The organism is Robertkochia flava (assembly GCF_020166515.1).
Lineage (GTDB): Bacteria > Bacteroidota > Bacteroidia > Flavobacteriales > Flavobacteriaceae > Robertkochia > Robertkochia flava.
Window position 1 is genome coordinate 47976 of sequence record NZ_JAINZT010000008.1, and the last position, 18070, is coordinate 66045.

Sequence of the window (18070 nt, forward strand, 5' to 3'; positions counted from 1 at the left end):
TCCCTCTTTAATTGCCTTCCCTGAAATTCATGGAGAGCTGTATCCTTTTGCGATCCAGGTCTATGGATTCTACCCTCACCCTCACATGTTCGTGCAAACTAACCACCTCGTTCACATCCGATACAAATCCGTCTTTAAGTTTTGAGATATGCACAAGGCCGCTTTCCTTTATGCCGATATCAACAAAACATCCGAAATTGGTGATGTTGTTTACAATTCCCGGAAGTATTTCTCCGGTTTTGAGGTCGTTGATGGTTTTAATATGGGGGGCAAATTCAAATACTTTTGCCTTCTCTCTCGGGTCGAGTCCGGGTTTTTCCAATTCTTTTAAAATATCTTCCAGGGTTGGCATTCCCACGTCCTTACTGACATATTTTTCAGGGCTGATCCTGATGATGGCTTCCCGGTTGCCGATAAGTTTATTTACCTCCATCTTCATGTCTTTCGCCATATCCTGTACCAGCTTATAGCGTTCCGGATGTACAGCAGAATTGTCCAGGGGATGATCGCCCTGTTTTACCCTCAGGAAGGCGGCACTTTGTTCGAAAGCCTTTTCTCCCAGACGTTTTACCTCTTTTAATTGTTTCCTGTTGGTAAACTTCCCATTCTCCTTTCTCCATTCCACAATGTTGGCGGCCAGGGCAGGCCCTATTCCTGAAACATAGGAGAGCAGCGATTCGCTTGCTGTATTCAGGTTGACCCCGACCTTATTTACACAGCTGCTCACTACCAGGTCCAGCTCTTCCTTTAGTTTGTTCTGGTCTACATCGTGCTGGTATTGTCCGACGCCTATCGATTTCGGGTCGATCTTCACCAATTCTGCCAGGGGATCGGCCAGGCGGCGACCAATAGATACTGCACCTCTAACGGTAACATCATAGTTCGGAAACTCCTGGCGAGCGATCGGAGAGGCCGAATACACCGAGGCTCCGGCTTCATTAACCACAAACACCTGCAGGTCTCTGTCAAACCGGACTCTTTTAACCAGGGCCTCTGTTTCCCGGGATGCAGTTCCGTTACCTATGGCAATGGCTTCAATTTTATAAGCATTTACCAGGGTACTCAGTTTTTTTATGGCCTCCCTGTCTTTTTTCTGGGGCGGATGGGGAAAGATGGTTTCATTGTGAAGAAGTTCACCCCCCTCTCCAAGGCAGACCAGTTTGCAGCCGGTGCGGAATCCGGGATCCAGGGCCAGGATGCGTTTCTCACCCAGGGGTGCGCCTAAGAGCAACTGCCTGAGATTTTTTGCAAACACCTCAATAGCCGTGGCTTCGGCCTTTGAGCGAAAGGCGCTTAAGGCCTCGTTCGATAGAGAAGGTGCCAGTAGTCGTTTAAAGGCATCTTTCGCCGCCAGCTCCAATTGTACAGCACATGCGTTATTGCTCCTGATGATCCGGGTGTTGATATAATCCAGGGCGCGGTCTTCATCTATGTTGATGTTGATCCGGATATACCCTTCATTGGATGCCCTGAGGATGGCGAGCAAACGGTGAGACGGGCAGCGATGCAGCGCCTCTGTCCAGTCAAAATAATCCCGGTATTTCTGTGCCTCTTCTTCTTCACTTTTAGTCTTGACCACCTTGCAGCTCAATTCGGCATGGCGCTCGTAAGACCGTCTGAGATGGTTCCTGATGTCGAGTCGTTCATTGATCCACTCTGCTATAATATGCCTGGCGCCCTCCAGGGCTTCTTCGGCAGAAGCCACTTCCTTATTGGTGAAGCCGGAGGCCCTGTCTTCGAGATCCCGGGCGTTCTGCGCCATAATGATCCTGGCAAGGGGTTCCAAACCGCGGGCTCTGGCCTTGTCGGCCTTGGTAGTCCTTGTTTTTTTATAGGGAAGATACAGGTCCTCAAGTACGGTAAGTTGTTCTGCCTGGAGAATCCGGGCCTCCAGGTCATTGGTTAACACCTCCTGCTCCCTGAGGGTATTTAAAATGGATGCCCTGCGCTTTTCTAATTCCAGGAATTCCTTTTGGTATTTGCTGATATTTTCGATCTGGGTCTCATCCAGATTGCCAGTCATCTCCTTCCGGTAACGGGAAATGAAAGGAATGGTGCATCCCTCGTCGAATAGCCGAAGGGTATTTTCAATGGCTGAAGTGTTCAGGTTCAGTCGCTGTGTAATATAATGAGTGGCAGTCATGATCTCAATTTTGTGGAAGGCAAGTTAAAAAAAACAGGAGGTTGTTACTCTTCACTCAGAAATATATTTCCTGCGCCAATCGGTAGGTGTTGGCATGGGCCTCGATAATGGTGCGAAGATCGGGAGAATATCCTCCTCCCATGCTGCATTGCAAAGGGATGCCTTTCCGGTAACATGTTTGAAAGACAAATGCATCCCGCTCCCTGCACCCCTGAAGACTCAGTCCTAGCTTTCCGAGCTTGTCTGAAGCGATGATATCCACCCCGGAGAGGTAAAATATAAAGTCCGGGTGCTGGTCTTCGATCAATCCCGGCAGGGTGTCCCTCAGAATATTCAGGTATTCGGTATCTCCGGTTTTATCATCGAGTGCAATGTCGAGATCACTCTGCTCTTTCTTAAAGGGGTAATTGTTTTTTCCGTGGATGGAAAAGGTGAAAACACTGGGGTCATCCTGAAAAATTTCGGCAGTTCCGTTTCCCTGGTGCACATCGAGATCGACGATCAGGATCTTTGCGGCCTTTCCCGATTTCTGGAGGTAGCGGGCGCCAATGGCCTGGTCGTTGAGCAGGCAAAAGGCTTCCCCTTTCCCGGTATATGCGTGGTGGGTACCACCGGCGATGTTCATGGCCACGCCAGTTGTCAGGGCATGGTCGCAGCCCGTGATCGTGCCCTGTGCAATGATGACTTCCCGTTTCACAAGTGCTTCAGAGAGCGGGAACCCGATCCGGCGAACCGCCCTGCTGTCAAGAGACAAGGTCTTCAGTTGTTCGTAATATTCCCGGGTGTGTACCTCGAGGATATGCCGGTCTTCCGGAATCCCCGGTTGAAAGAAATTCTCAGGTTCGCAGGTGCCCTCATAGAGCAACTGCCGGGGCAGAAGTTCGTATTTAAGCATCGGAAAACGATGACCTTCCGGCAATGGGTGTTTGTAAATAGGATGATAGGCAACCTTGAGCAAACTCATTCCAATTTGGTTTCTACACTTTCAAAAGGGATTGTGAATACTAAGATACCCCCGATACTTTATACAAAGACGGAGTTATAACAAAAAAGTGCGACAACTACATGGACTGTTCTATAAAACGGAATAGCTTCTCAATATCTTCCGGTGCATCGGTGTCGATATTGTTATCCCGGATAAATTGCTTCAGGCTGTTTTTCTGACTTCCGTCTGCAAGGTCTGTTAACGACCTTTTATTCATTTTTATGTAGGTGGCAGGTTGGCCGTTTTCAGAAATGTAATAGTTGTATTCATCTACGAACTGATCCGGAAAACCTGATTCAAAAGAAGTCCGGGCTTCCTTTCCCCGTTTGAAGATCTTTCGTTTTTGTAAATACACGGTATATTGAGGCCCCTGGTGAATAAGGCTCATATATCCGCTGTTTTTTTCATCCTTATCGTTAATGAAATCTTCGACATAGACAAAGAGTTCTCCGTTAAATTCAGCAGTGATCTCAGGGTCTTTGAGCAAAGCCTTTACCCCGGTGGCACTTAGTTCTTCCTTTACCTCGATCTCATCCCCGAAAGCGTTGTAACGGATGTAAAAATCCTTCGAAGTTTTTCCCTGGAAAGATACCTTTCCGGGCATAAAAACAGCCACGAAATAAGGGGATCCCTTCACCATTTTGAGGTCGATAAATTCTCCCCCTTCTTTGTAATATCCGGAGAAACTCTGACTTTGATATGCTTTGTTCCAGTCGAACTGCTGGTAATCCCAGGAGCTTTTTTTAGTCTGAGCCTCGCCGGAAAGTGTCCAGGCCATTACGATAAGGAAGGTGAAAAGTGCTTGCGGTTTCATAAAGCTTTGAATTTGAAGGTAATTTCGTCATTTTTTGAAATTCATGAAAATTTTACAGGTATTTTATTTGGCTATTGCCTGTCAGGCCAGGCAGATAGGTCTCTTTTAGTTACGCCCTGCTTAGAAGCGCAGCAGGATTCAGGCATTCAACCCTGAAAAAGGAAAAGTAATGACGGGCAGTATTTTTTTATAAACAGACAATGATTTTAAGTCGTTGATAGTCAGGTATAAAGCTATTATTTTGCTACCTTCATCAAACTGAAAATATTGTTTAATGAATTACACAACCAAAGATGTCAAATACAAAAGCCTATGCCGCATTCTCGGCTAAAGAAGCATTAAAACCCTATGAATTCGACAGGAGGGACCTCCATGAAGATGATGTGAAAATCGAAATTGCCTATTGCGGGGTTTGTCATAGTGACATTCATTTTGCGCACAACGATTGGGGCATGACCCAATATCCCGTAGTACCCGGCCATGAGATCATTGGAAGGGTTACGGAGGTAGGCCCGGGAGTAACCCGTTTTAAGGAGGGAGACCTGGTCGGAGTTGGCTGTATGGTGGATTCCTGTGGGGAGTGCAGTTCCTGTAAAGAGGACGAAGAGCAGTTTTGTGAAAAGGGTATGGTGATGACCTACGGAAGTCCCGATCCGGTAATGGGTGGTGTTACCCACGGGGGCTATTCTACCCAGATCGTGGTAAAGGATCCCTTTGTTTTAAAGGTGTCAGAAAACCTGGACACCAAGGCGGTAGCACCGTTACTCTGTGCCGGAATCACTACGTATTCGCCCCTGAGCCAGTGGAAGGTAGGAAAGGGACAAAAGGTGGGTATTATTGGACTTGGCGGTCTCGGACATATGGGTGTTAAATTTGCTGCGGCCATGGGAGCAGATGTAGTTATGATAACCACCTCTCCGGAAAAGGGAGATGATGCCAGACGCCTTGGTGCAAATGACGTGTTGGTTTCCAAGGATCCGGAGCAGATGAAGGCCCATGAAGGCACCTTTGATTTTTTACTGAATACGGTTCCGGTGGCACATGATATCAACCCGTATATCCCTTTGCTGAAAAACAACAAAACCATGGTTCTGGTGGGGGCAACCCCGGTAGATCTCCACAGCATGGGTCTTATTTTCGGTCGGAAGCATATTTCCGGATCCCTGATCGGAGGGATAAAGGAAACACAGGAAATGCTTGATTTCTGTGCGAAACACAATATCGTTTCCGATGTGGAGATGATTCCCATCCAGGATATTAATACGGCCTATGACCGGGTGATGAAGTCGGATGTGAAATACCGTTTTGTGATCGATATGAGTTCGCTTAAATCCTGAGCTTTATTGGTAGAATCCACAGGTAATTAAAAATCAATAGCCCCGTCAGAATTGTTTGACGGGGCTTTTTTTTGGTATTTGGTTAACATCCCTCATCCTTGTTGCAATTCTGCCCTTCCGTGATATCCAAAGGAGCACCTTGGGCGTTTTTCCATTCTTCAAAGGACTTTTCCAGGGCTTGAGAAAAAACCTGGGATTCCTGGGCTCCTGAAATCCCGTATTTGCGGTCGATCACAAAGAAGGGTACCCCTTTAACACCAAGGGCCTGCGCTTCCCGGATTTCTTTCTCCACCTTTCTGAACGGGGTGTCGGTAGAAAGATATTCTTTGATTTCTGCGGCATCCAGCCCGGCTTTTACCCCGATTGCGATAAGTTCATCCGGGTTGTCTACGTTGACGCTTTCGGAAAAGTAAGCCTTCAGTAACCCTTGTTTTATCTCCTGGCCTAGTCCTTTTTCCTTAGCCATCTGCAGTAAAGCATGGGCTCGAACCGTATTTGCTACAACCACCTTGTTAAAATCGAAGTCGATCCCCTCCGATCGCCCTACGCGGGCTACCTGGTCCATCATTTCTATGACCTGTGCTTCAGAAAGTCCCTTTTCGCGGGCAAGATACCCGGTAAGGGATTCCTCTGGATCTGTTACCTGATCCGGGTTAAGCAGAAAGCTTTTCCATTCCACCTCTATTTTTTCGGCTGCTGCAAATTCAGCCAGGGCCTTTTCAAATCGTTTCTTTCCGATATAACACCACGGACAGGCTACGTCACTCCAGATCTCTATTTTCATATTTTTTGCAATGTTTTATTTCTCTGTGTTTTATTCAATACAGTATTGGTCGTAAATATCTGATCACATTACAAGGGAGGAGTATGCTGGTGGATCGGCAGGGGAATAGACTCTGGAGGTTGAATGGTGAGGCCCAGGCTTAAAGACAATGCATGGATCACAGAGGGAATATGCTGCATGGGGAAGGCAGGCGTAGAGGCGTAGGTCTTTTTTTGGATGGCGGATCTGCAAGGCGACTGCACTGCACAGTTCTGAAACTGGGCTTATAATTCCTTATGAATCCGGGGATAAAAAAAGCCCCGCATAAGCGGGGCGAATAGGTTGTATCGTAAACGTTTAACTGATCACTGTCCCGTTGGTTACTCCATCTTCATCCGGGTTTACAAAAACGAGTTTTCCTTCCGCATTTTCGGTCATCAGGATCATGCCTTCGCTCATTACTCCGCGAAGCTTTCTTGGTGCAAGATTAACGAGTACGGTAACTTTCTTACCGATGATATCCTCCGGCTTAAAACTCTGGGCTATTCCGGATACGATCGTTCTGGTGTCGATCCCAGTATCGACCTTTAAGATCAAAAGTTTATTTGCCTTTGGCATCTTTTCTGCCTCCAGGATGGTTCCTGTTCTGAGGTCCATTTTACTGAAATCCTCGAAGGTCGCGGTTTCTTTTTGCGGTTCTACGGTTTTATTCGCAGCTTCATTCATTTTTTTAGTGTTTTCCAGTTTCTGAAGTTGATGGGCTACTTCGCTGTCTTCGATCTTAGTGAAAAGCAAGGTGGCTGTATTGATCTGTTTTCCCGCCGGAAGTAAGGTTTCCATGGTGGAAAGCTCGTTCCAGTTGAGTTTTTGATCTCCTTCCTGGTCCAGCATTTTCCTTAACTTCTCTGAAGTGAATGGCAGGATGGGTTCAGAGAGCACAGCCAGGGCCGAAGCGATCTGCAGGGCTACGTACATGATGGTCTTTACCCGCTCAGGGTCATTTTTGATCACCTTCCAGGGCTCTTCGTCGGCCAGGTATTTGTTCCCGAGTCGCGCCACGTTCATCAGGATCTGTGAGGCCTCCCTGAAACGGTATCTTTCCATACTGTTCCCCAGGGCTTCAGGGAATGATTTCAACTCCCCGAGTACTTCCCGGTCTGTTTCGGTAAAGGTTCCTGGTTCTGGAACGATACCTTCGTAGTATTTGTTGGTAAGCACAACCACGCGATTTATGAAATTCCCGAAGATGGCTACCAATTCGTTATTGTTACGAGCCTGGAAATCTTTCCAGGTAAAGTCGTTGTCTTTTGTCTCGGGGGCATTTGCCGTTAGTGCATAGCGAAGAACATCCTGCTTATCCGGAAATTCCTCCAGGTATTCATGCAGCCATACCGCCCAGTTTTTGGAGGTGGAGAGCTTGTTTCCCTCAAGGTTCAGGAATTCATTCGCGGGTACGTTTTCAGGAAGTATAAAGTCGCCGTGAACGTTGAGCATACTCGGAAAAATGATACAGTGGAATACGATATTGTCTTTCCCGATAAAATGCACCAGTTTTGTGTTCTTATCTTTCCAGTAAGGTTCCCAGTCCTTTCCTTCGCGGGCCGCCCACTCTTTGGTGGACGAGATGTAACCAATCGGGGCATCAAACCAGACGTATAATACCTTGCCTTCTGCACCAGCTACAGGTACGGGTATCCCCCAGTCGAGATCGCGGGTAACCGCTCTGGGTTTCAGTCCTTCGTCGATCCAGCTCTTTACCTGTCCGTAAACGTTAGGTTTCCAGTCATTCTTATGACCTTCAAGAATCCATGTTCTCAGGAAAGATTCATAGCGGTCCAGGGGAAGAAACCAGTGACGGGTTTCCTTTAGTACCGGTTTACTTCCGGTTAAAGTAGACTTGGGGTTGATGAGATCGGTGGCGTTCAGCGAACTTCCACAGCTTTCACACTGGTCGCCATAAGCCTCTTCGTTCCCGCATCTCGGACACGTACCGGTTACAAAACGATCGGCGAGAAACTGATGCGCTTCCCGGTCGTAAAGTTGTTCGGTAACCTCCTCGATGAACTCCCCCTGATCGTATAATTTTTTGAAAAAATCAGAGGCTGTCTGATGGTGGATCTGTGAAGAAGTACGGGAATAATTGTCAAAAGAAATTCCGAAATCCTCAAAAGAATCTTTAATGATCTTGTGGTATTTGTCGATCACCTCCTGGGGAGAAACACCTTCTTTCTTAGCTTTCATAGGAATAGCTACTCCGTGTTCGTCACTTCCACAGATGAAAGCCACATCGTGACCTCTTAATCTAAGGTATCTTGAATAAATATCTGCAGGCACATAAACCCCTGCCAGGTGCCCGATATGAATGGGGCCGTTGGTATAGGGTAAGGCGGCAGTTATGGTGTACCTCTGGGTAGTATTGGATGTTTCGCTGAGCGTGTTTGACATGGTTATTTGCATTGAAGGCACAAAAATAATCAATTTAACATGAAGTATGCCTGCTAACCTGAAAATGAGAACAGAACTTCAGGTATACGGAAAAGGGAGTCAGGCCTCCCGGAATTCCAGGAGCAGCACTCATTATTTACAACAGTATGGATACTAGAGCAGCGATTTCGGAGATATCGAAAATAATCGGATATTTATAGGGTAAAACGCTAATAATGAGATCGTCACACCGATTAGGCAAATGGGCCGAGGACCATGCTGTTAATTACCTTCAGGATAAGGGTTATGTTATTCTTGAGCGCAATTTCAGGTACGACCGGGCCGAAATTGATATTATTGCCGAATACGGCAATCTGATCGTTATCGTCGAGGTGAAGGCCAGAAGTACCGATTATTTCGGACACCCCCAGGATTTTATTTCACGTAAAAAGGTAGCCCGGCTGGTAAAGGCAGCTAATTATTATATGACTGCAAACGATTTTTATAATGAAGTGCGTTTTGACGCCATCGGTATTCTTAAAGGCGAAAATGGGGTTCAGGTGGAGCACCTGGAAGACGCGTTTTACTTTTTCTAATTGTTTTATTTGTAACAATTAGTCAGGAATTTTTTTAATTGTTGAAAAAAAGTAATTTTATACCGGAATTTCCAATAAATCAAACAGTTTAATCCAAAACAGGATCATGAAGACCATTTCATCTGTTGTTGAGAATTACATCAAGTCGAAGCCATTTTTGCAAAGTGCCTTGGCACAGGGTATCATCAATCTCACCTCGCTTTCGCGTGTGATCAAACCGGAGATCGAGCTGCAACTGGGAAAGGAGGTGCGTAATGGCGCAGTGGTTATGGCGCTTAAGCGTCTAAGTGCAGATCTGGAGTTCCGGGCTACGCATAAGATTCTTAAAGTGCTGAAGAATATTGGAGAAATTACCGTGAGGTCAAGTCTTACCGATTATACCTTTATGCTCTCGGAGACCATCCTGAATAAACAGGCCCGGTTGCTACAGGAAATCGATGGTCAGGATGTATTTTACACCTCATCACGGGGCGTAAATGAAACCAATATCGTTGTGAGTAATTCAATGAATGCCGTGGTGGAAGACATCTTCAAGTCAGAGCGCTTACTTCAAAAGGAAGAGCACCTGTCTTCTATCAGCGTTAAGCTTCCGGAAGAAAATGTGGTGGTTCCGGGCATTTATTACTTTATATTCCAGCGACTGGCGTGGGAAGGGATCATCCTGAACGAGGTGATCTCTACGACCAATGAATTCACCATTATTGTGAGCGAAGACCAGATCGATAAGGCCTTTAAGGTGATCAAGGACTTAAAGGGATTATAGTTTATTTCCATGGATGACCTTGGAGACCAAAACTGAGATTTTTCACTTTCGGTTTTATCATGTTTCCGCCCAAATGATTTAGCAGGTTTTCAAACCCGGAAACGCTGTTGGAATACATCTCCGGTTATTCATTGCTTCCGGGTATCTGGTAAAAGTTTTTCCCGGCAAGAGGGTAATTTTACCCTGGTAGAACCAGGATGCACTTATCGGGAGCCTGTTTTCAGGTATGTCAACTTCTAAAAGGCTGTTTTTCCACGGTTATACGGAAAGGTGCAAGGAACTATGGCTTTCCTGGTATCCAGGGATTACGATTGTACTGTTTCGCGCTGACTAAACGTCTGAATGGCCCTGAGTGCTTTGTCCACAGAATGGATCTTATCAAATGTAAGTAGCAGTCGCAATCCGTTCCGGGTTTCCTTCTCCTTGATCTTACAGAGATGCGGATGGGTTTGCACCAATTGTAATACCCGGGTAAAGGCGGGACTCTGGTAAAAACTGCTTTGCTGATCGGCAAGGAAGTATCCAACCATTTTCCCCTTTTTCAGTACGATACGTTCCAGCCCCATGGAGGCGGCGATCCATTTGATACGGACACTGTTTAAAAGATCTTTTGCCTCTTCCGGGAGTTCTCCGAAACGATCCTGAAGGCGTATTTCATATTGCTCCAGTTCCGCTTCCGTTTTGAGATTGCTCAGTTCGTTATAAAGATTTAAACGCTCTGTGATGGCGTTGATATAATCGTCGGGGAAAAGGATCTCGAAATCGGTGTCCAGCTGGGTGTCTTTTACATAGACTTTGGATTCCTTTTCATGCTCGTATAAGTGGGCGAACTCTTCATCTTTAAGCTCTTCAATCGCTTCATTGAGGATTTTCTGATAGGTGTCAAAACCGATCTCATTGATAAATCCACTTTGCTCTCCTCCGAGAAGGTCTCCGGCCCCGCGAATCTCCAGGTCTTTCATGGCAATGTTGAACCCGCTGCCGAGCTCCGAGAACTGTTCCAGGGCCTGGATACGTTTCCGGGCTTCCTCGGTCATGGCACTGTATGGCGGGGTGATGAAGTAACAGAACGCCTTCTTATTGCTTCGACCTACCCTTCCGCGCATTTGGTGCAGGTCCGACAGTCCGAAATTGTTGGCATTATTGATGAAAATCGTATTGGCATTGGGTACGTCCAGGCCACTCTCGATGATGGTGGTAGATACCAGAACATCAAACTCTCCATTCATAAAGGACAGCATGATCTTTTCCAGGCTCTTTCCTTCCATCTGTCCATGTCCGATAGCGATCTTTGCATCCGGCACCAGGCGTTGGATCATGCCTGCCACCTCCCGGATATTTTCGATGCGGTTATGGATAAAGAATACCTGGCCGCCCCTCTGGATCTCATAGCTCACCGCATCCCTGATGCTTTCTTCACTAAACCGGATCACATGCGATTCGATGGGGTAGCGGTTCGGCGGAGGAGTGGTGATCACCGAAAGGTCCCGGGCTGCCATAAGACTGAATTGAAGGGTACGCGGAATTGGGGTAGCGGTCAGTGTAAGAACATCCACGTTTTCCTTCAGGGTCTTGAGCTTGTCTTTTACGGCCACCCCGAACTTTTGCTCCTCATCTACAATGAGCAGGCCGAGGTCCTTGAACTTTACATTCTTATTGACCAGCTGGTGGGTTCCTATGATAATATCTACTTTCCCTTCTTCCAGTCGCTGGAGGGTATCCTTTTTCTCTTTTGCTGTTCGGAAGCGATTTAGGTAAGACACGGAGATGGGCATATCTGCCAGGCGCTCCCTGAAGGTTTTATAATGCTGAAAAGCCAGAATGGTGGTTGGTACGAGAACGGCTACCTGTTTGCCGTTATCTACCGCCTTAAAGGCTGCTCTGATGGCTACTTCGGTTTTTCCAAAGCCTACATCGCCACACACCAGCCGGTCCATAGGTTGTTCGCTTTCCATGTCTGCTTTAACATCTGCCGTTGCCTTGCTTTGGTCCGGGGTGTCTTCGTAAAGGAATGAAGCCTCCAGCTCATTCTGCAGGTAACTGTCGGGGCCGTATTGAAATCCTGTTTTCGTCTTTCTTTTTGCGTATAGCTGGATCAGGTTAAAGGCGATTTCCTTGACCTTGGTCTTGGTTTTCTTTTTAAGGTTTTTCCAGGCATTGGACCCCAGTTTATAGATCTTAGGGGGCTTGCCGTCTTTTCCGTTGTATTTCGAGATCTTATGAAGCGAATGAATGCTCACATAGAGGATATCCCTTTCCCCATAGATTAGCTTGATCGCCTCCTGGGTTTTTCCCTCAACCTGGATCTTTTGTAATCCCCCGAATTTTCCGATCCCATGATCCATGTGGGTGACGTAGTCGCCAACTTCGAGGCTGGTGATCTCCTTTAGGGTAATGGCCTGTTTTTTCGAGTATCCGTTCTTGAGATGAAATTTATGGTAGCGTTCAAAGATCTGGTGGTCGGTATAGCAGATGATCTTTTTATCCTGGTCAATAAAGCCCTGGTACATGGAGAATACCACCGTCTGGTAATGTACTTCTTCGCCCATATCCTCGAAGATGTCGTGAAAGCGCTTTGCCTGCTGCTCACTGATACATACCAGATAATTCGAATACCCTTCCTGGTGCTTTAGCTGCAGGTCTTCAATAAGCAAGTTGAAGTGTTTGTTGAAGGCTGGTTGCGGGGCAGTGGTGCAACTGATGATCGTACTGTTGCCGGGATCACTTCTAAAGACTGCGTTGGTGCCAAACTCAACAATGCTCAGGTTTAGCAAGTCTTGCTTTACGGCACGGGCGTCCGAAAATAATTCGGAAGGTGCCTGGTGCCTCACCTCTCCGGTGATCTGTTCAAAAGCCTCTTCTGCCTTTTTATAAAGGCCGTCGACCCTGGAGAATACCATTTCGGCATTTTTTAGAAAGACCACGGTTTTGGTATTCAGGTATTTCAGGAAGCTCTGACGGTGCTCTTCCAGGTGCTTGTTCTCCACATTTGGCATAATGGAGATCTTTTTCAGGCGCTCAGTAGAGAGCTGAGTAGCCACGTCAAAGGTTCTGATACTGTCTACTTCGTCTCCGAAAAATTCAATGCGGTAGGGTTCATCATGAGAGAAAGAAAACACATCCACGATACCTCCGCGCACCGAGAATTCTCCTGGTTCAGAAACAAAGTCAACCCGTTTAAAATGGTATTCGAAAAGTGCTTCATTGAGAAAGTCCAGGGAGATCTGATCGCCAATGGCCAGTTTCAGGGTATTCTTGTCGAGTTCTTTTCTGGTCACCACCTTTTCAAAAAGGGCATCCGGATAACTGACGATCACCGCCGGTTTTTTACGCGAATTCAATCGGTTCAGGACCTCTGCCCGTAAAAGCACATTGGCGTTATCGGTTTCCTCGATCTGGTATGGCCTGCGGTAGCTTCCGGGATAAAAAAGCACGCGTTCCTCTCCGATGAGCTGCTCCAGGTCATTGAGGTAATAGGCAGCTTCTTCCTTATCGTTGAGGATGAGAAGAAAGGGCTTTTCTGCTTCTTTAAAAGTTGAGGAGATCAGGAACGACAGGGAAGACCCTACCAGGCCTTTGAGGTGAACCCTGGCCTGATCCGGGGCAATAGCGTTTTGCAGGTCGGCTCTTTGAGAGGACCCGTAAAATGCTTGGGAGATCTTTTCAATACTCACTTAAACGGCAATTTTACAGCAAAGATAATTTAAAGTGATGAAGTTTGGAATTTGATTCTTCAGTCATTGTCGGGAGTGGCCCAAGGGTGATGTTCAGCGACCTGTTGGATTGGGGTTAAGGGGTGGTTATTTAAGTAGACAGCTCGGTAAAAGGATACGACAAATAGTTGTGCAGCCTGATAGATTCAGTAAATACCGCGATACATAATCGTTATCTCATTTCTGTTATGTTTGTCACTAAGAATCGTACCTATTTAAGGGTCCTCGCAACGGGGGGCGGCTAAAAAATAATCGTTTAAAAAAATATACTATGAGTAAGCAACCGCTTTTAACTTCTTATAATCTGAATGGAATAACCCTTAAAAACCGGGTAGTTATGGCCCCTATGACGCGAAGTCGGGCCGATAATGAAGGGAATGTGCCCACCGATGAACTCCACGGGGTGTATTACGGGCAACGGGCAGGAGCCGGACTTATTATTACCGAGGGGTCACAGGTGTCATCAAAGGCTGTAGGGTACATCAATACTCCCGGAATTTATACTCCGGAACAGGTCGAAGGATGGAAGAAGGTGACCAAAAGGGTACACGAGAAAGACGGGAAGATCTTTATTCAGCTCTGGCATGTGGGAAGGATGTCGCATCCCGATTTTCACAACGGAGAATTACCTTTAGCGCCCTCGGCCATTAATCCCGGGGCACAGTCTTATACTCCGGAGGGATTTAAGGATACGGTTACGCCAAAGGCGATGACCAAAGAAGAGATCCGATCTACGATAGCAGATTTTAAGAATGCGGCCCGCAATGCCATGGAAGCCGGATTCGACGGTGTAGAGATCCACTCTTCCAACGGGTATTTGTTCCATCAGTTCTTTAACGGAACCTCTAATACCCGTGAAGATGAATACGGGGGCAGTATCGAGAACCGGTCCAGGTTTTTCTTTGAGGTGCTGGATGCGGTGAAGGAGGTGATGCCCGAAAACCGTATCGGAGTTCGGTTCAATCCGTCCCTTCACGGGATCTTCGGAATGGAGATGGATGAGGAGACCATCCCGACCTTTGACCATATCATTAAAAAACTTAATGAATACGATCTTTCCTATGTGCATTTGTCTGAACCATTCAACGATGTTTCAGAGGTTCCTTTTGCGGTGGAAGAGATCGCAAAGCGCTACCGTCCGATGTATAAAGGTACCCTGATGATCAATAGTGGGTTTGACCGGGAAAGCGGAAATAAGGTAATAGAAGATGGGGAGGCGGATCTCGTGGCCTATGGGAAACCCTTTATTTCGAACCCCGACCTGGTAAAGCGTTTCGAATTAAAAGCCCCATTATCTGATTGGGATGAAGATACCTTCTATGTTCCCGGGAAAAAGGGGTATATCGATTATCCCACCCTGGAAGAAGCCGAGGTGAAATCGTAATAAAGATCAATATTTTAGATAAAAAGCCGGAGATAAGTTCTTCGGCTTTTTTGTGTTGATTGATTCCAGGAAGGGATCCCTGCTGGGATGCGATTTTTACGATGGGTGTCGCGCCCCGGGAAAACCTTATTTTTCCGATTCAACTGCGTCCAGGAATTCGCGAATACTTTGTAGAAGTTCCGGGAGATTATCTTTCATGGTCGAATGCCCGGCATCGGAAACTACAGCCACATGGGAATTTGGAATCCTCTGCTGAAAACGTTTCATAGTGGCAGGACGCGCCTCGTCAAATTCTCCTGTTACGAAAAGTACGGGTACAGAAACGGAAGCCAGGCCTTCCATATTATCATAAGTTTTCAGGGTTCCACGGGCAGTAAATTCACTGGGTCCCCACATGTAATTGTACATGAATCGGTTTCCCGGGGCATCAATGGTATCCCATGGATGCGGAGCTGCGGGGTGCCTGTTTCCAAACTTCGACCAATACACCGAATCGGCGGTACGGTATTGAGGGGTGTTAAAGTTGTTTATGGCCTCTGCCTCCCGGATCATGGTCTGAATGGAATCTGGCAAGGTGGCTATCAGGGTATCGGCATCGGCTTCCCAAACCGGGGTACTCAGGTATGGACTGCTGAAGATGATACCTTTTACACCCTCCGGGTATTTTTCGAAGTATTCCAGTTCCAGGGCTGCGCCCCAGCTGTGTCCCATCAGGTAATAGTCGGTAAGGTTCAGGCTTTTCTTTAACTCATAAACCTGTTCCACAAATTTTTCCACCTTCATCAGGGTAGTGTCGGTATGGTAGCCTGACCGCCCTGTGCCCAGTTGGTCGAACAGGATAATGGACCTGTCGCTGCTCAGGGGTTCCAGGAAATAGAAATTGCGGTGGGTTCCTCCCGGTCCGCCGTGCATCATAAGAATCGGAGGTTTACTGCCTTCCCCGATCACCTTGTACCACAGGTTTCCTCCCTCAACGGCAATGGTGCCTTCCCGGGACTTAAGGGAATGACCTTGTTTACATGAGCTCAGAATACATAATAAAGAGAGGAAAGCAATTGCAAATAAGCGCTGAAACATAGACAAATGGCTTTGTTTTTAGATTTTAACAGGAAGCTGGATCATGGTTATTTGTATAGTTGAGGCTCGGTAATTCCCTGCTCAAGGAACATTTCTTTGTTCATTTCAAAATGCATCATGGTCATCTGATTGTAATATTCCTTTAAAGCTGGAAGTGAAAACTCTTTTCTAAGGCTGTCGACACTTGCAGAGTCTGCAAGTCCGAACTTGGGTATGGCCTGGCCAACCTCATTATAGGTTACCTGACTCCCGAAGCGCTGAGGTTGGTTGAGGTTAACATTGATCCGATCTTCCAGCATGGCGTAATGGTACTTGTCTGCATTGCCATTTTCGATTTCTTTTTCCATGGCCTCGAGTATTTCCTGCTGAAAGGGAATGTCATTATCGGCATGCTGAATGGGTAGCCAAAAGGCTGTGGCTCCTGCTTCACCAATTTTTTCCACTCCAAGAAAACCGTATTGTTCGAAAAGGTCTTTAATTCTTTTTTGGTTTGCCAATCCAATACTGTCTCTTTTCTCTTTAAATATTTCCCAGGCTTTTTTATTGCCATGTTGAGCTGTTAAATCAGCCGGTGGGAGACCGGCATATTTTTGGTCCAGTGCTTGAATTTCTTCCAATTCCAATAAGATCTTTTCCTTATCGTTCGCTGTAATCTTTAGTTCGCCCCGGCAACCCAAAAGCAGGTGTAGAGCGGATAATAAGATCAGGTTTCTTAGGTGTTTTTGTTGGAGATGTAGCATTTCAATTATCTCTTTTTAACCACCTCACCATCTTTCATCACGAACTGCACCGCACCCAGTACAGCGATATCTTTCAGAGGATCTCCGTTCACGGCTATGATATCTGCCAGAAACCCTTCCTTGATCTGACCCAGCTCCTTCTCCTTCTTAAGGATCATGGCATTGGTAAGGGTAGCACTTTGTATAGCCTCCAGTTCGGGCATACCTGCCTCCACCATGTATACGAATTCACGGGCGTTCTCCCCGTGGGTAAATACCCCGGCATCCGTTCCAAAAGCGATGCCCACTCCTTTTTTATAGGCCTTGGTAAATGTGTTCTGGATCTTTGGGCCGATCTCCAGGGCTTTTTCGGCAATTCTTGGGGGGAAGTAACCGGGTTTTTCGGCATTCATCGATACATCTTTTCCAGCCGTAATGGTGGGTACGAGATAGGCGTCGTGCTCGACCATCAGGTCCATGGTCTCCTCACTCATCAGGGTGCCGTGTTCTATGGTCTTTACCCCACCCAGAACGGCACGCTGCATTCCCTCATCCCCATGAGCATGTGCAGCCACATGGTAGCCGTAGTCGCTTGCCACTTTGCAGATCTCTTTGATCTCTTCAAGGGTGAATTGCGGATTCTGACTGTTTTGAGCCATACTTAGCACGCCCCCGGTAGCGGTGATCTTGATGCAATCGGCTCCGTTCTTATAGCGTTGTCTTACCGCTTTCCTGGCGTCTGCAACCCCATTGATCACCCCTTCTTCTGGACCCGGGTCTCCGGCAAGATCCGGGCGGTACCCATTGGTGGGGTCTGCATGTCCACCGGTTGTTCCGATGGCCTTTCCGGCAGTGAAGATCCTCGGTCCGGTTACCAGCCCACGATTGATGGCATCCCTCAGGGCAATATTTACTCCTGTTCCCCCGAGATCTCTTACGCTGGTAAATCCTGCCTGCAGGGTCCGGGAGGCAATTTCCTGGGCCCGGAATGCGATATCGGCTTCACTCAAAGTGAATTTTTCCAAATAAGCCGAAGGGCTCGTTTCGCCTTCGATATGCACGTGGAAATCGATGAGTCCGGGCAGTACCGTCATTTCTTTAAGGTCTATTACCCGGATGCTTGCATCCTGTGGGGTGAGATATCCTTTTTTGATGGAAGCGATCTGATTACCCGAAATAATAAGGGTTTGTTCTTGCAGGTATTTTCCGGAGGTCACATCCAGTACTTTTCCGCACTGAAGATATATGTCCTGAGCAAAACCGGATAAAGAGGCAAGCAGGAAGCCTGCAATTAGCAGTAGTTTTTTCATAAAAGCAGTAGTATTTGGTTCGTTAAGAACACCCCTGCCGGG

At 47.0% G+C, this 18070-nt stretch carries 13 protein-coding genes; 4 read left to right on the plus strand and 9 right to left on the minus strand.

Annotated elements, in window-relative coordinates; translation table 11 throughout:
* Positions 1-7 precede the first annotated feature (7 nt).
* The 3 genes from K7R11_RS13385 to K7R11_RS13395 form a co-directional block, all read right to left on the minus strand.
* Positions 8-2143, minus strand: coding sequence for a Tex family protein (locus tag K7R11_RS13385; RefSeq protein ID WP_224491253.1), 2136 nt, complete (start codon positions 2141-2143; stop codon positions 8-10).
* Positions 2144-2198: 55 nt separating this feature from the next.
* Positions 2199-3101 carry a histone deacetylase family protein gene (locus K7R11_RS13390; RefSeq protein WP_224491449.1) on the minus strand — a complete coding sequence of 301 codons (903 nt, stop codon included), beginning with the start codon at positions 3099-3101 and terminating at the stop codon, positions 2199-2201.
* A 103-nt stretch (positions 3102-3204) separates the two neighbouring features.
* Positions 3205-3942, minus strand: coding sequence for a hypothetical protein (locus K7R11_RS13395; protein ID WP_224491254.1), 738 nt, complete (start codon positions 3940-3942; stop codon positions 3205-3207).
* A gap of 293 nt (positions 3943-4235) precedes the next feature.
* On the opposite strand from K7R11_RS13395, the gene K7R11_RS13400 reads away from it, so the two are divergent.
* A complete protein-coding gene (locus K7R11_RS13400) occupies positions 4236-5279 on the plus strand; it encodes an NAD(P)-dependent alcohol dehydrogenase (RefSeq protein WP_224491255.1) in 1044 nt (347 codons plus the stop codon).
* An 82-nt stretch (positions 5280-5361) separates the two neighbouring features.
* Here the strand turns inward: K7R11_RS13400 and K7R11_RS13405 are convergent, their stop codons facing one another.
* Both K7R11_RS13405 and metG read right to left on the minus strand, forming a co-directional pair.
* Positions 5362-6063, minus strand: coding sequence for a DsbA family oxidoreductase (locus K7R11_RS13405; protein ID WP_224491256.1), 702 nt, complete (start codon positions 6061-6063; stop codon positions 5362-5364).
* A gap of 336 nt (positions 6064-6399) precedes the next feature.
* Positions 6400-8487 carry a methionine--tRNA ligase gene (gene metG, locus K7R11_RS13410; RefSeq protein ID WP_224491257.1) on the minus strand — a complete coding sequence of 696 codons (2088 nt, stop codon included), beginning with the start codon at positions 8485-8487 and terminating at the stop codon, positions 6400-6402.
* Between the two features lie 215 nt (positions 8488-8702).
* Between metG and K7R11_RS13415 the strand changes: the two genes are divergently transcribed.
* Together K7R11_RS13415 and K7R11_RS13420 are read left to right on the plus strand one after the other, a co-directional pair.
* A complete protein-coding gene (locus K7R11_RS13415) occupies positions 8703-9062 on the plus strand; it encodes a YraN family protein (protein WP_224491258.1) in 360 nt (119 codons plus the stop codon).
* A 106-nt stretch (positions 9063-9168) separates the two neighbouring features.
* Complete coding sequence (locus tag K7R11_RS13420) at positions 9169-9825, plus strand: aspartate kinase (RefSeq protein ID WP_224491259.1); 657 nt, start codon at positions 9169-9171, stop codon at positions 9823-9825.
* 305 nt (positions 9826-10130) lie between these two features.
* On the opposite strand, the gene mfd is transcribed toward K7R11_RS13420, so the two are convergent.
* Positions 10131-13499 carry a transcription-repair coupling factor gene (mfd, locus tag K7R11_RS13425; protein ID WP_224491260.1) on the minus strand — a complete coding sequence of 1123 codons (3369 nt, stop codon included), beginning with the start codon at positions 13497-13499 and terminating at the stop codon, positions 10131-10133.
* A gap of 310 nt (positions 13500-13809) precedes the next feature.
* On the opposite strand from mfd, the gene K7R11_RS13430 reads away from it, so the two are divergent.
* Positions 13810-14922: an alkene reductase gene (locus tag K7R11_RS13430; protein ID WP_224491261.1), complete on the plus strand. Its 1113-nt coding sequence runs from the start codon at positions 13810-13812 to the stop codon at positions 14920-14922.
* Between the two features lie 126 nt (positions 14923-15048).
* Here K7R11_RS13430 and K7R11_RS13435 read toward each other — a convergent pair whose 3' ends face one another.
* Genes K7R11_RS13435 through K7R11_RS13445 form a run of 3 tightly spaced genes read right to left on the minus strand, consistent with a single transcriptional unit; the run spans position 15049 to position 18028 of the window.
* The gene (locus tag K7R11_RS13435; protein ID WP_224491262.1) at positions 15049-15999 is read right to left on the minus strand and encodes a proline iminopeptidase-family hydrolase; all 951 of its coding nucleotides are present in this window, start codon (positions 15997-15999) and stop codon (positions 15049-15051) included.
* Positions 16000-16046: 47 nt separating this feature from the next.
* Entirely contained in the window at positions 16047-16739 is a 693-nt protein-coding gene (locus K7R11_RS13440) for a DUF6624 domain-containing protein (protein WP_224491263.1), read from the minus strand.
* Between the two features lie 5 nt (positions 16740-16744).
* The gene (locus tag K7R11_RS13445) at positions 16745-18028 is read right to left on the minus strand and encodes a metal-dependent hydrolase family protein (RefSeq protein ID WP_224491264.1); all 1284 of its coding nucleotides are present in this window, start codon (positions 18026-18028) and stop codon (positions 16745-16747) included.
* Positions 18029-18070: the final 42 nt, after the last annotated feature.

Excerpts from the sequence above, each read along its gene's own strand:
- K7R11_RS13420 (WP_224491259.1), top strand. The coding sequence starts at position 9,169 with ATGAAGACCATTTCATCTGTTGTTGAGAATTACATCAAGTCGAAGCCA.
- K7R11_RS13405 (WP_224491256.1), bottom strand. The coding sequence starts at position 6,063 with ATGAAAATAGAGATCTGGAGTGACGTAGCCTGTCCGTGGTGTTATATC.
- K7R11_RS13445 (WP_224491264.1), bottom strand. The coding sequence starts at position 18,028 with ATGAAAAAACTACTGCTAATTGCAGGCTTCCTGCTTGCCTCTTTATCC.
- K7R11_RS13415 (WP_224491258.1), top strand. The coding sequence starts at position 8,703 with ATGAGATCGTCACACCGATTAGGCAAATGGGCCGAGGACCATGCTGTT.
- K7R11_RS13395 (WP_224491254.1), bottom strand. The coding sequence starts at position 3,942 with ATGAAACCGCAAGCACTTTTCACCTTCCTTATCGTAATGGCCTGGACA.
- K7R11_RS13385 (WP_224491253.1), bottom strand. The coding sequence starts at position 2,143 with ATGACTGCCACTCATTATATTACACAGCGACTGAACCTGAACACTTCA.
- K7R11_RS13440 (WP_224491263.1), bottom strand. The coding sequence starts at position 16,739 with ATGCTACATCTCCAACAAAAACACCTAAGAAACCTGATCTTATTATCC.
- K7R11_RS13400 (WP_224491255.1), top strand. The coding sequence starts at position 4,236 with ATGTCAAATACAAAAGCCTATGCCGCATTCTCGGCTAAAGAAGCATTA.
- K7R11_RS13430 (WP_224491261.1), top strand. The coding sequence starts at position 13,810 with ATGAGTAAGCAACCGCTTTTAACTTCTTATAATCTGAATGGAATAACC.
- K7R11_RS13435 (WP_224491262.1), bottom strand. The coding sequence starts at position 15,999 with ATGTTTCAGCGCTTATTTGCAATTGCTTTCCTCTCTTTATTATGTATT.
- metG (WP_224491257.1), bottom strand. The coding sequence starts at position 8,487 with ATGTCAAACACGCTCAGCGAAACATCCAATACTACCCAGAGGTACACC.